The sequence below is a fragment of the Cognatazoarcus halotolerans genome, assembly GCF_009800965.1.
Lineage (GTDB): Bacteria > Pseudomonadota > Gammaproteobacteria > Burkholderiales > Rhodocyclaceae > Cognatazoarcus > Cognatazoarcus halotolerans.
Genome location: NZ_WUAF01000018.1, coordinates 44,407 through 57,938, shown reverse-complemented (window position 1 = coordinate 57,938; position 13,532 = coordinate 44,407). Strand labels below are relative to the sequence as shown.

General features: G+C 66.5%; 9 protein-coding genes. 3 read left to right on the top strand and 6 right to left on the bottom strand.

What is annotated here, in order from left to right; genetic code table 11:
- The first annotated feature begins 42 nt into the window (after positions 1-42).
- Positions 43-2,184, top strand: a complete 2,142-nt coding sequence (locus GQB03_RS18590; protein ID WP_235027133.1) for a bifunctional diguanylate cyclase/phosphodiesterase — start codon at positions 43-45, stop codon at positions 2,182-2,184.
- A 14-nt stretch (positions 2,185-2,198) separates the two neighbouring features.
- On the opposite strand, the gene GQB03_RS18585 is transcribed toward GQB03_RS18590, so the two are convergent.
- Entirely contained in the window at positions 2,199-2,783 is a 585-nt protein-coding gene (locus GQB03_RS18585) for a rhomboid family intramembrane serine protease (protein ID WP_159692554.1), read from the bottom strand.
- A 169-nt stretch (positions 2,784-2,952) separates the two neighbouring features.
- On the opposite strand from GQB03_RS18585, the gene GQB03_RS18580 reads away from it, so the two are divergent.
- On the top strand, positions 2,953-3,114 hold the full coding sequence (locus GQB03_RS18580; RefSeq protein ID WP_159692552.1) for a hypothetical protein: 162 nt from the start codon (positions 2,953-2,955) through the stop codon (positions 3,112-3,114).
- A gap of 21 nt (positions 3,115-3,135) precedes the next feature.
- Here the strand turns inward: GQB03_RS18580 and GQB03_RS18575 are convergent, their stop codons facing one another.
- The 3 genes from GQB03_RS18575 to GQB03_RS18565 are packed head-to-tail and all read right to left on the bottom strand — an operon-like array spanning position 3,136 to position 6,445.
- Positions 3,136-4,671, bottom strand: coding sequence for a DHA2 family efflux MFS transporter permease subunit (locus GQB03_RS18575; RefSeq protein ID WP_159692550.1), 1,536 nt, complete (start codon positions 4,669-4,671; stop codon positions 3,136-3,138).
- Positions 4,671-5,924, bottom strand: a complete 1,254-nt coding sequence (locus GQB03_RS18570) for an HlyD family secretion protein (RefSeq protein WP_159692548.1) — start codon at positions 5,922-5,924, stop codon at positions 4,671-4,673. The genes GQB03_RS18575 and GQB03_RS18570 overlap by 1 nt, the downstream gene beginning before the upstream one ends.
- Positions 5,921-6,445, bottom strand: a complete 525-nt coding sequence (locus GQB03_RS18565; protein WP_159692546.1) for a MarR family winged helix-turn-helix transcriptional regulator — start codon at positions 6,443-6,445, stop codon at positions 5,921-5,923. Before GQB03_RS18565 ends, GQB03_RS18570 begins: the two co-directional genes overlap by 4 nt.
- A gap of 162 nt (positions 6,446-6,607) precedes the next feature.
- Here GQB03_RS18565 and GQB03_RS18560 point away from each other — a divergent pair, with 162 nt between their 5' ends.
- Positions 6,608-7,582, top strand: a complete 975-nt coding sequence (locus GQB03_RS18560) for a serine/threonine protein kinase (protein WP_159692544.1) — start codon at positions 6,608-6,610, stop codon at positions 7,580-7,582.
- A gap of 12 nt (positions 7,583-7,594) precedes the next feature.
- On the opposite strand, the gene GQB03_RS18555 is transcribed toward GQB03_RS18560, so the two are convergent.
- Positions 7,595-8,779 carry a response regulator gene (locus GQB03_RS18555; protein ID WP_159692542.1) on the bottom strand — a complete coding sequence of 395 codons (1,185 nt, stop codon included), beginning with the start codon at positions 8,777-8,779 and terminating at the stop codon, positions 7,595-7,597.
- On the bottom strand, positions 8,776-13,446 hold the full coding sequence (locus GQB03_RS18550) for a response regulator (protein WP_159692540.1): 4,671 nt from the start codon (positions 13,444-13,446) through the stop codon (positions 8,776-8,778). Before GQB03_RS18550 ends, GQB03_RS18555 begins: the two co-directional genes overlap by 4 nt.
- Positions 13,447-13,532 lie beyond the last annotated feature (86 nt).

Below are 13,532 nucleotides of genomic sequence, written 5' to 3'. Positions count from 1 at the left end.
CGTTCAGGCTTGCCGCTGCGCCGACTCCGCGGCTTGATTCTCATGCTCGCGGGTGTCGGTCTGGTGCTCTACTGGGCTGGCGTGTTCTTCTATTTGCGCGCGGACGAGGCACGCCGCCTGGAGCACCTCAAGCTCACCGCCCAGGAGCAGGCGGCCAGCGCGGCGGAGAACGTCAAGGCGACGCTCAACCTGTTCGATTTTGCCCTGCGCAGCGCGCGTTCCGCGGTTTCGTCCGGGCGCGGCGCGCTTGAACTCCATGGCGGGCTGGTCATGAACGCGCTGCCGGAGGGCCTGGTCTATCAGCTTTTCTATATCGGACCGGACGGGCGCCTCGCCTACTCCTCGCTGGGGCCTGCGCCTCCGAATTACCTTGCGGACCGCGACTACTATCAGCGTCTGGCTGCGTCGCTGCCGGCGAGCGACCCGGTTCTGGTCAGCAATCCTGTGCTTGGACGCCTTACCAACAAGTGGAGCGTCCAGGTGGCGCGAGCCGTCTATCGGGAGGGCCGCTTTGCGGGGGTGGTGTCGCTGGCGGTGTCGCCGGAGAAATGGACCGATATCCTGCGTCATCTGAAGATGGGTGAGCGGGATCTCCTCGCCCTGGTGAACAGCGACGGCGGCTTGGTGCTCAGGACGCTGGCGCTCGATCAGGCATTCGGGAAAACGGTGCCGCAGGATCGGCCCTTTCTGCATGGCAATGGGACGGCCGGCGGCTTCTTCGGCCGCGGCTTCATCGATCAGGTCGAGCGTTACTATGCTTGGCAGCGCCTGCCGCAAGGTCTCGTGGTGGTTGCCGGCCTGAGCGTAGACGATGCGCTCGCACCGGGGCGCGATGCGCACAACATCATGCTGGCGGGCGCACTGTCGGGCATGCTCGGATTCATCGCCGCGATCCTTGCCGTGCTCTACCTGGTCCGTCGTTCGGAAGGTGCTGCACGGCTGCTCGAGGAGACCGAGGCGCGGCAGAGTGCGATTCTCTCGGCGATCGGAGACGGGCTGGTGATCGTATCGCCCTCGGGCGAACATCTGTTCCATAACCAGGCTTACGAAGCGCAGTTTGGCGGAGCCGGGGCGGAGCCCCGATACCCGGTTGTCGATTCTTCCGGCAACGCGCTCGCGGCCGACCGCCTGCCCGGCCTGGTTGCGGCACAGAGCGGCACCCGGGTCGACGACGCGACGATCGGCGTGAGCGCGCCGGGTGGCGAGACGCGCTGGCTGATCGGCCAGGCGCGCCCGCTCTTCCGCTCCGGCGAGGCACGTCCGCACGGTGCGGTACAGATCACCCGCGACATCACCCGGCTGCGGGCTGCACTGGAAGCCGCGCGGATCAGCAAGGTCGCATTCGACGCCGCGGGCGAGGCCATCCTGGTGACCGATCCGGACGGCGTGATCATCGAGGTCAATCCGGCCTTCAGCGCGATCACCGGTTACACGCGGGAGGAGGCTCTCGGTCACGGCCTGGCGCAGTTCTGCGCGAGCGAGTCGGGCCGGAATGCGCTTGCGGGCATCCTGAGCGCCGTTGCGCAGGCGGGATCCCGTGAGGGCGAAGTGGCCACGCGACGTGCCTCCGGTGAAGAATTCGTCGCGGTCTATCGGGTGAGCAGCCTGACCGACCCGGCCGGGAGAGTCAGCCATTATGTGATCCTCATCACCGATGTGACCGACCGCAAGCGCCACGACGAGCAGGTCTGGCGTCAGGCCAACTTCGATTCGCTGACCGGGCTGCCCAATCGCGTGCTTCTGCATGACCGCTTTGCGCAGATGATCAGCCGGGCGAGGCGAAAGGGCGGCATGGTCGGCGTGCTGTTCATCGATCTCGATCGTTTCAAGCCGGTCAACGACACCCTCGGTCATGCCGCGGGAGACGAACTGCTGCGCCAGGTTGCCCACCGTCTGCTCAACCTGTTCCGCGAAGAGGATACCTGTGCGCGGTTCGGTGGCGACGAGTTCGTGGTTCTGCTTCCCGAACTGCGCGAAGCCGAAGATCTCGAAAGCATGGCGCGCAAGGTGGTCGAAACGCTCTCCCTGCCCTACCGGCTGGGAGAGCGTTTCGTCGAGATCGGCTGCAGCGTCGGCCTGGCCAGTTACCCCGGGAACGGCGACGACGTGGATGGCCTCATGGAATTCGCCGATTCGGCAATGTACCGTGCCAAGGCAAGCGGACGCGGGGTGTGGAGTCGCTGAGCCGGGTGTCGTGCTCAGCGGCCACGCCGGCCCGGGCCGCGGTAATGACGCAGCATCAGCCAGCCGCCGAGCATGCCGCCGAGGTGAGCGAAGTGTGCGACGCCTGGCTGCAGCCCGGATACGCCGAGAAAGAGCTCGATCGCGCCATAGATGAGCACGAAATTGCGCGCGCGGATCGGGATCGGCGGAATCAGCAGCATCAGGCGTCGATCCGGAAAGAGCAGTCCGTAGCACAGCAATAGCCCGAACACGCCGCCGGAGGCGCCCACCACCGGGGCCTGGGCGCCCATCAGGCTACCCACCAGAATCTGCAGCAGCGCAGCGCTGAGCACACTGGCGAGCCAGGTCAGCGCAAAGCGACGGCCGCCCCAAAGGCGTTCGAGGTCACTGCCGAACATGTAGACCGCGAACATGTTGAAGAAGATGTGCCCCACGCTGCCGTGCAGCAGGCTGTAGGTAAACAGCTGCCATGGGGCCAACAGCAGCACCTCAGGCGTGGGCCACAGCGCAAACATGCCCAGCATGGCACCGCCTCCGGATGCCTGCAGCAGGAAGACGACGACGCTGGCAATGATGATCGCGCGGCTGACCGGTGGCATGAAAGGCTCCTGACTAACGAACAAGGGGGTGAAAGGTCACCACGGAGATACGGCCGACGCTGCGATGGTCTTCACAAATCGCTTGCCTCGCCATAGATCGAACTGTATAAACAACCACTGTTGATAAATACACTAAACGGCATCTGCCGGATTTCCGCCCGGAGACATCATGGATCGTCTGCTCAGCCCCGTAATCGCTGCGACCGGCCTTCTTGCCGGTCTGTTCCTCGCCACCGGCTACCGTGCCGATGCGGTCACGCCCCTGCTGCTCGCGGTGAGCGCCGCCGCCGCGCTGCGGATCTATCGTCACCGATTCGGTCATCGGCGCTGAGCGGCATCGGCAGTATCGCCGTTAATGGCCGCCCCGGCCAACGAAAGGCGGCCGCGCCCAGATCACGACGAATACCAGCGCAAACATGATCAGCCCGCCGAGCAGCATCAGGTCGTTGGTGGCCATCAGATGGGCCTGACTGTCGATCTCGCGCTGGACCTGGGCAAGGGCCTGAGGCGGGCTCAGACCGAGGCCGTGCAGGCGGGCAAGGTAGTCCATGGCCGGCGGTTCGTATACCGAGATGTGCTCGGCCAGGAGCGCGTGATGGCCGATCGCGCGGTGGTCCCAGAGCGACACCATGGTCGCGGTACCGAAGCTCGAGCCGACGTTGCGCATGAAGCTCGACAGCCCGGATGCGGCGGCAATCTGATTCGGCGCCAGGCCGGACAGGTTGATGGTGAAGATCGGCAGAAAGAAGCAGCTGATGCCCAGGCCCATGAACATCCGGCTCAGCGCCAGCGTCCAGTAATCGACATCGGGGGTGAAGCGAGTGCTCCACCACGACACCAGGGCGAATGTCGTCATGCCGAAAACCGCCACGCGGCGCGCATCGAGACGCTGCATGTTGGCGCCGATCACCGGTCCCAGCAACACCCCGAAGACCCCGCTGAAGGCAACCACCTTGCCTGCCCACAGCGGACTGTAGTCAAGGTAGGTCTGCAGCCAGATCGGTTGCACCACCACCGTCCCGAAGTAGGCCACCATGCCGAACAGCAGGCACAGCACGCCGACCAGAAAGTTGCGCGAGGCGAACAGCCGCAGTTCGACCAGTGGATGTGCCTCGCCCAGTTCCCAGACCACGAAGAACGACAGCGCGACCGCTGAAACCACCGCCAGGACGATGATCCAGGTCGATCCGAACCAGTCGAGTTCGTTGCCCTTGTCGAGCAGGATCTGCAGCGCGCCGACGCCGACGATCAGCAGCGCGAGGCCGACGTAGTCCATCGGCTGGCTGCGCCGTGTCGATTCGCGCCCGGCAAGCAGCACCCACGCCCCGCCGGCAACGAGCAGGCCGATCGGCAGGTTGATCAGGAAGACCCAGTGCCACGATAGATTCTCGGTGAGCCAGCCGCCGGTCATCGGCCCGGCAATCGGCGCGAGAATGGTCGTCATCGACCACAGGCCCATCGCGAGGCCGCGTTTGGAGGGCGGATAGATCGACGTCATCAGTGTCTGAGACAGCGGAATCATCGAGGCACCGACCGCGCCCTGCAGGATGCGGGCGGTCACCAGCATCGGAAAGCTGAAGGAGGTCCCGCAGATCAATGAAGCGATCGTAAACAGCAGGGTGGCGATCACGAACATGCGCACCTGGCCGAAGCGTTGCGCCAGCCAGCCGGTCATCGGCAGCATGATCGCTTCGGACACCGCATAGGACGTGATGACCCATGTGCCCTGGGTGTAGCTCACGCCCAGGTCGCCTGCGATGGTTGGCACCGACACGTTGGCAATCGCCATGTCCAGGATGTTCATGAACGAGCCGAGTCCGAGCACGATGGTCGCGAAGACCAGCGTCGTCCCCTTCAACGGGGCGGGCGATGTCGCCGTGTTGTCCATCAGCGCGTGGTGGCCGAGCGGTTGGCGTCGATCACTCGCGCAATGAGGCTGTCAGCGGCCCTGGACTGATCGGCGTAGACCGGTGTGTCGATGCCGCCGCCGACGCGTGGCGAGGTGGCCAGCACCTTGCCGCTGCGATCGTGGGTATCCACATTGGCGCGCATCGACAGACCGATCCGCAGCGGATGTTCGGCGAGTTCCCGTGGATCCAGCGCGATCCTCACCGGCACGCGCTGCACGATCTTGATCCAGTTGCCCGACGCGTTCTGCGGTGGCAGCAGCGCGAACGCTCCGCCGGTCCCGGCCGAGAGCCCCACCACCTTGCCGTGGTAGATGACCCCGTCGCCCCAGAGATCGGCGTGCAGCGTGACGGGCTGGCCTATGCGGACGTTGGCGAGATCGGTTTCCTTGAAATTCGCCTCGACCCAGAAGTCGCCGGTCGGGACGACCGCCATCAATGCACTGTCGGGTGATACCCGTTCGCCGAGCTGCACTGAGCGGCGCGCCACGTAGCCACCGACCGGTGCGACGATCTTCGTGCGGGCCAGCGCCAGCCACGCGGCACGAACCTGCGACGCGGCTGCGGCGACGCGCGGATGGTTCTCGAGCGAGGTGTTGTCGACCCGCACTTCGGAGCTGCTCTTCTGCTCGCGTGCCTGGACCAGCGCCGACTGGGCTTCCCTTATCGCTGCCTGTGCGGCGGCATGCGCGGCTTCGGCGGCCTTCAGGGTGGTGCGGCGACCCTGCAGGGCGTCAGCGGAGATGAAGCGGTCGCGATAAAGCGATTCCTGGCGCGCGTAATCGTCCCGAGCGCGCTGCAGTTCCGCCTCGGCGCGGGCGGCCTCCTGGCGCAGTCTGTCGATGTCGGCCGAGCGCTGGGCCACCACTGCGGCGGACTGACCGGTGCCGAAGTAGAGGCCGCGAACGTCCCGCACCGCTTCGGCCAGGCCGGCTTCGGCGGCCTGCAGGGCGATCCGCGCGTCCGCATCGTCGAGCTCCACCAGGGCCTGGCCCTGCGCTACGAGGTCGGTGTCCTCGGCGTGGATCGCGACCACCGTGCCGTTCACCCGCGGACTGATCTGCACCACGTTGCCGGCCACGTAGGCGTTGTCGGTTTCGCTGCGGTACTGGGCGACGAGCAGCCACCAGGCCAGCGTCGCCAGTGCGGCCAGCATGAAGGCGGACGCCAGCAGCTTCAGGGAGCGGCGACGTCTCACGTTGCGGGGTGCGGGTGTCACGCGGGATTCGCTCATGCCGATGTTCCGGTTGTCGGGTCGATGGGGGGAAGGTGTTCGATGTGTCCGAGCAGGCTGCGCAATGTCGTTTCCAACTGGTCGAGGCCGGCGGGATCGATGATTCCGAGCATTTCCTGGTAAAGCCCGCCGACCTGCGGCAACAGTGCCTGTACGCGACGCTCTCCTTCGGCGGTCAGGCGCAGATCCACCGCGCGGCGATCGACCGCGTTGGCGACGCGCTCGACCAGACCGGCCGTCACCAGGTCGTCCGAAATGCGGGTCATGTGTGCTCTGGATTGCGACAGCGCCTGGCCGATGCAGCTCGGGCGGGCCGCCCCGTCCCGGTCGCTGTAGATCATCGTCAGCACCGCCCATGCCGATCCGCCGAGGCCTTCGCGCTCGAGCAGGCGGGACAGGCGGTCATCGATCGCACCGCTCAGAAAACGGATCAGGCGGGTCAGGATCACCGCTTGCCGGGGCAGATCCGGGTGACGTTCGCAGACCGCGTTGATCCGGTCCTCGAAATGGGAGAGGTGCATATTGATTACTTGGGGAATAGTTACGCAGCGAACTATATCAACTTTCCGGATTGCGTTCACCGCCTTGCGAGAAAATCCGGGGGCAGCCGTTGCCGGATCGATCCGGGCACTCGTCCCGTAAGATGATGTCGACCGGATACCCTTTCGCCGCCTGGATCCTCGATGACCGATAGCAAACCCTTTTCCAGCCTTACGCCGGACCACATCCTCGATGCGGTGGAGGATGCGGGCCTGCGTTGCGACGGCAATCTGCTGGCACTCAACAGCTTCGAGAACCGGGTCTGGCAGGTCGGGCAGGAAGAGGGCCCGCCGGTGGTGGTCAAGTTCTACCGTGCGGGCCGCTGGACCGACGAGGCGATCCGCGAGGAGCATGCCTACACGCTCGAGCTGGCGGCGCGGGAAATTCCGGTGGTGGCGCCGATGCGTCTTGCCGGCGGGGGCACGCTGCATCATTTCGAAGACCTGCGTTTCGCCGTCTATCCCCGTCGAGGCGGCCGCGCGCCGGAGCTCGAGGACCCACAGGTACTCGAATGGATCGGCCGTTTCATGGGACGTATCCATGCGGTTGGCGCACTGCAGCCCTTCGTCGAGCGTCCGACGCTCGACATCGATCGTTTCGGCGAAGCCTCGGTCGATCTCATCCTTGATAGCGAGCGCATACCCGAGACACTCGAGGACACCTGGTGCTCGGTCGCCGAGCATGCCCTCGACGCGGTGCGCGCCGCGTTCGAGCGTGCCGGTCCGGTCCGGCAGATCCGCCTGCACGGCGACTGCCACGCCGGGAACGTGCTGTGGACGCCGGAAGGGCCGCACTTCGTTGACTTCGACGACGCCTGCACCGGACCTGCGGTGCAGGATCTGTGGATGCTGCTCTCGGGCGACGAGCAGGCGATGGCGCGCCAGCTCGATCACGTACTCGACGGTTACGAGGATTTTGCCTCGTTCGATCCGCGCGAACGCCATCTGATCGAGGCATTGCGCACCCTGAGGCTATTGCATTTTGCCGCTTGGCTGACACGTCGCTGGGACGACCCCGCCTTCCCGGCCGCCTTTCCGTGGTTCGACCAGCCGCGTTACTGGGAAGAGCACATCCTCGCCTTGCGCGAGCAGATCGCTCTCATGCAGGAGGGGCGCTGAGCGTCCGGGGCCTCAACGCGACGGCAGGGCCTCTTCGCCGAAGACCTGCCGCAAGCGCGTCATCTGCACGTCGAGATCGGTGTCCCGGTCGGCATATTCGCGGGCAATCGCCTCGAAGGTATCGGCAAGATCGAGAAACGCGTCGACGATGTCGGGATCGAAGTGGGCGCCGCGGCCCGCGGTGATCATGGCCACCGCCTCGGCATGGCTGAACGGCTTCTTGTACACCCGTTCGCTGATCAGCGCGTCGTACACGTCGGCAAGTGCCATGAGACGTGCGGAGAGCGGGATGTCGTCGCCGCTCAGGCCCTCCGGATAGCCCGAGCCATCCCACTTTTCCTGGTGCGAATAGGCGATCTCCTTGGCAAAGCGCAGGAAGCTCGGGCTCTGGCTGTCGGTGTCGATAAGGCGCTCGGCAGCGAGGATGGCGTCGCGCCCGAGCCGCGGGTGAGTCTTGATGATGTCGAACTCCTCGGCGGTGAGCCGGCCCGGCTTGAGGAGGATGCGGTCCGGGATGCCCACCTTGCCGATATCGTGCAAGGGCGCCGACTTGCAGATCAGGTGAATGTTCTCGCTGGTCAGCGTGGCGGCAAAGCGCGGATGGTCGTGAAGACGGTCGGCGAGGCAGCGCACGTACATCTGCGTGCGGCGGATGTGGTTGCCGGTTTCGGCATCGCGGGTCTCGGCGAGCGTCGCCATCGCCATGATGGTGGCGTCCTGGATGACGCACACTTCACGGGTACGGCGCATGACCTCCTGTTCCAGGAAACTGTTGCGATCGGCGAGGAAGTCGCGTGCGGCCTTCAGGGTGAGATGCGTGCGTACCCGCGCCAGCAGGATCGGCGGGCTGATCGGCTTGGTGATGTAGTCCACGGCACCCGCGGCAAAGCCATTCTCCTCGTCACAGGCGTCGTTCAGGACAGTCAGGAAGATCACCGGAATGTCGCGGGTCAGGGGCTCTGCCTTGAGTGCGCGACATACCTCGTAACCGTCGATGCCGGGCATCATCACGTCCAGCAGGATCAGGTCCGGCGCGGGATCGGCGACGGCAAGCGCGAGTGCCTTGAGGCCGTTGTTGGCGATCCGCGTAGCGTATTCGCCCTGCCGGAGCACACGCACGATCGGCTCGATCGATTCGGGGGCATCGTCTACCACCAGGATGGTGGCCGGTCGCTCCGCGGCCGCTGCTTCCTTCATTCCCGCTTCTCCTGTTCTCCCGTGCGCGTCGCGGCGGTGCTGCCTGACATCAAGGCCCGCAAGCGCGCCAGCGCTTCGTCATAGTCGTAGTTTTGGACTGCTTCGGCAAGCGGCCCACAGGACAATGCGCCGTAACGCTGTACGAGCGCAGGCCGGATCCTGCGGAACTCCCGGGTCGCGTCACCGTCGGCGCTTGCGAGCAGGGTCTCGAGTCGCCGCAGGGCGGATTCGAGCAGTTCCGCGTCGAGCGGCCCTTCGGTGCCGAGGTCGCCGGGTTCGTCGGGCAGGCGCTCGGCGAGCATGCCGAGTACCGCATCGAGCGCGGTTCCGAACGCCGCCAGCGCGCTGGTCGTGTCCTGGTCTTCGCGTAGCGCCTGTTCGAGTACGCGTGAGGATTCGGCCAGACCCGCTGCACCGATGTTCGCGGCGGCGCCGCGCAGCGCATGGACCTGTTGCTGCGCGTCTGCCTTGTCGCTAGTCTCGATGGCCTTGCGGATGGCCGCCCCGGAATGGCGGTGGCCGCGCAGGAATAGATCCAGCAGTTGCAGGTAGCCGCTGCGGTCGCCGCCCATCCGGCGCAGCGCCGAGGCACCGTTGATGCCGGGCAGTGTCGGCAGTCCGGCGGTGTCGTCCTGCGACGTGGCGGTCGCTGCGCCGGTGCGTCCGGTGAGCCGACGGATCACCGACACCAGCAGGGTCGCGTCGATCGGCTTCGGTACGTGTTCGTTCATGCCCGCTGCAAAGCAGCGCCGACGCTCGTCCTCCATCGCATGCGCGGTCATCGCGATCACCGGCAGGCCGTTCAGCCGGGGGTCGGCCCGGATTGCGCGGATCGCCGCAAACCCGTCCATCTCCGGCATCTGCAGATCCATCAGCACCGCGTCGAACCGCTGCTGGCCGCCGTTCAGCAGCATGAGCGCTTCGCGCCCGTTGGACGCGATCGAGACGGTGGCGCCGACCCGTTCCAGCAGACCGCGGGCGACGTCCTGATTGACGAGATTGTCTTCCACCACCAGCACCGCGAGACCCGCGAGCGCATCCCCCGGCAACGCGTCGGCCGGCAGCGACGCCATCACCGGCGCCGCGCCGAAGACGTTCATGATCGCGTCGAGCAGGCTCGAGGCGGTCACCGGCTTGCTGACGAAGCCGTCGGCGCCGACCGCGACGGCCTGTTCCTGGGCCTGCGCGTCGCCGTAGGCCGAGATCATTACCACCAGCGGTGGTGAAGACAGTCCGGACGCGCGCTTGAGCCTGCTGCAGGCTTCGATGCCGTCCATGCCCGGCATGCGCAGATCCATCAGCACCAGGCCATAGGGATCGCTGCCGTCGGCCGCATGCACTGCGGCCAGCGCCTCTGCGCCGGAATCGGCGACGTCGGTCCGCAATGGCATCGCCTGCAGCAATCGCTGCAGAACCTCGCGGGTCGACGGATGATCGTCGACCACCAGCACGCGCAGCTTCTCGAGCACCCCCGGCAAGCGGCGCGGCGTCGCCGGAAAGGCGCCGGCGAGACCACACCAGACGTTGAAGCGGAACACGCTCCCCGCGCCGGGCCGGCTGTCGACACTGATGCTGCCGTCCATCAACTCGATCAGCCGACGGGCGATCGACAAGCCCAGCCCGCTGCCGCCGAAGCGCCGCGTGGTCGAACTGTCGCCCTGCGAGAAGGCCGAGAAAAGCCGTCCCTGCTGGGCTTCGTCCATGCCGATGCCGGTGTCGCTCACTGCGACCTGCAGACACAGGCGGTCATCCCGACGGGCCCCAGGGCGGATCGCCAGCCGTACCTCGCCCCGTTCGGTGAATTTCACTGCGTTGCCGACCAGGTTTGTGAGGATCTGTCCGAGGCGGAGGGCATCGCCGAGCAACTGCGTCGGCAGCTCGGGGGCGACGTCGAGCACCAGCTCCAGACCCTTTTCCTGGGCGCGCTGGCCGACGAAGGTGACGAGTGTCTGCAGGACCTCGTCAAGCTCGAACGGCCGCGACTCGAGGCTGAGCCTGCCGGCCTCGATGCGCGAAAAGTCCAGAATGTCGTTGATCAGCGCGAGCAGGCTGGCGCCCGCCGCCTGGATCTTGCCGAGATAGTCGCGTTGGCGGGCGTCGGTGGCGCCGTCGAGGGCCAGTCGCGACAAGCCGATCACGGCGTTCATCGGCGTGCGGATCTCGTGACTCATGTTGGCGAGGAAACGGGCCTTGGCCTCCGCCGCTTCCTCGGCAAGCCGTTTCGCCTCGCGCAAGGCACGATCGGCCTCCCGCCGCAGGCCGATGTCCTCGAGTACCCACACGTATTGCTGGATGCCGCCACGCTCGTCGCCGAGCCCGCTGACCGACAGGGCCACCCAGATGCTGCGTCCGCCCTCGCCGCGCAGGCGGCACTCGTGACGCCACACGCTGCCTTTCTCCACCGCCTGCGCGATTGGTGTCCGGAAATCGAAGGCGCGCCCGGCTTCGTCGAGCAACTCCGGCAGATGACCGCGCGCCTGGGTTTCGGCAAAGCCGCTGACCTCGCAGAACCGCGGATTGGCATACTCGATCACGCCGCGCGGGTTGGTGATCACCAGCATCGCGGGGCTTTGCTCGACCGCCTGCGAGAGCTTGCGCAACTCGAGTTCGGTGGTGCGGCGTGCGGTGATGTCGTACGACCAGCTGATTACTGCGCGGGCGCCCCGGATGTCGATGAAGGCCATCGACATCAACGTGTAGAACTGGCGGCCGGTCGCGTCCACGAGCTCCACTTCCTCGTCGCGTACCGGATGGCCGTCGCGCAGGCGGGTATAGAGGTTGGCCGCCCGTTGGGGCAGACGGAACCAGCCGATGACCGAGCGATTCAGGTAAGCCTCGTGGCTGACTCCCGCGAGCTCACACGCGCGGGAGTTGGCGAACAAGGGTGTGCCGTCGGGACGGTTGATGACTACCGCGATCGGGCTCGATTCGAGCATCAGCGTGGCCCGTTCCTCGGCTTCGCGGGCGGCGCGTTCGGCCGCCTTCTGTTCCGAGATGTCGACGATCACGCCGAGCAGGCCGCCCGGCCTGCCGTCGGAGAGGCGAAAGCCGCTGACCCAGTAAAGCGCGTCGCGTACCCGCCCGTCCGCGAAGGGAAGCGTCACCTCGCGTCGCACGGTGGCGCAGTTCTCGATGGTGCGCACGTCCTCGTCCTGGTAGGCAATGCGGTCGGCGGTGGGCAGATAGGGCAGTTCGAGCACCGTCTTGCCGACGAGGAATCCGCGGGTCGTGTCGAAGGCCTGTTCGTATGCGCGGTTGCAACCCAGGAAGCGCGCGTCCGGACCCTTGTAGAAGATCGGGTTCGGTACCGCGTCGATCAGGATCTGCACGAACAGCAGCTGGTCGGACAGTTCGGTCTGCTTCTCGGCCAGCGCCGTGGTCCGCTCGATGACCTGGCGCTCGAGCTCGTCGTGCGCTTCGTCGCGCTGACGCTTGGTTGCGAGCAGGTGTTCGCGCATCCGTTCCTGCGCACGCGCGAGGCGCTCGATCTCCTGCCACGAGCCGGTGATCGACGGTCCGGCCTCGAGCTGGAGATTGCCGATGCGTTCGCTTTGTGCGGCGAGTTCGCGCAGGGGATCGGCGATACGCCGGGCGAAGCGCACGGCCAGTGCCACGGCGATCACCGATACACAGGCGATGATGACGGCGAACGGCGCGAGATCGTCCAGTGCTGCGGGCGCGAACTCGCGGGCGCGGGCATAGCTGCCGACCCACAGCACCTGTTCGCCGAGCCGCACCGGCCGGTAGAGGCCCAGCCAGCGTTCGCCGGCGAGCTCGAAGTCGAAGGCCTGGGCGGCGGGGCGTCCGGCCGCGATCCATGCGGCGTGGCCGCTGGCCAGGAACGGCGAGCCTGCCTGGCTGACCGTGCTGCCGGGGGCGCCTGTTTCCGGCAAGGTGGGCGTGGTGCCGTGAGGCGCGATCAGAACCTCGTCGCTTGCCGAAAGCAGCGCGGCACCGCCCGAGCTGCCGATCGACAGCAGGTGTGTCTGCCGGCCGAGCTCGCTCAGCAATAGATCGAAGGCAAGGATGTGGCGGCGCCCGTCGCCGTCCTGCCAGCTTCCGGATACGGTCAGCCCCGGCGCGCGCGCGGTGTAGAAACGGTAAGGGGCGGTCCAGTGAAAGCCCCGATCGCTGGCCAGGGCCAGCGCACCGACGAACCAGGGCCGGCTGCGCGGATCGTAGTCACTCACATGCCATTCGGCGCCGGTGGCCTCGAGCGCGGTGTTCCAGCGCTGCCATTCGCTGCGCCGGCCGATGCTTTCCGGCGTGGTGGAGCGGCTGCGCCAACCGTCGGGATCGCGCAGCAGGAAGAGTTCGCGGCCATCCTCGTCGGCCAGAAGGGTGCCCGCGATGCGCGGCTGGGTCGCCAGCAGCGGGGCCATCAGGCCAATGAAGCCCGCGCGATCGCCGACCCGGATGAGCCCGCTGCGGCCCCACTCCAGACCGGTCGACAGCAAGGCTTCGGCCGTCCTGAGGTCACGTTCCAGCAGATCGAAAACGCGACTGCTTGCCTGGTCGAGCGAAGTCGCGGCGAAGCTGCGGGTGGCCGGAGCGATGACCAGGTAGTGAAAGGCCGCACCGAATGCCAGCCCGCACACCAGTACCAGTACCGATGCGCGGCGAAGCAGGCTGCTGCTGAGAGTAGGCAACGCAGTCGCGAAGGTCATTCGCAGGAATCTTTCCGGTGATGGGCGCCGGCGTCTCGCCATGGAGACGTCCATGCCGTCAGTCTAACCAGCACGCGTACGCCGCA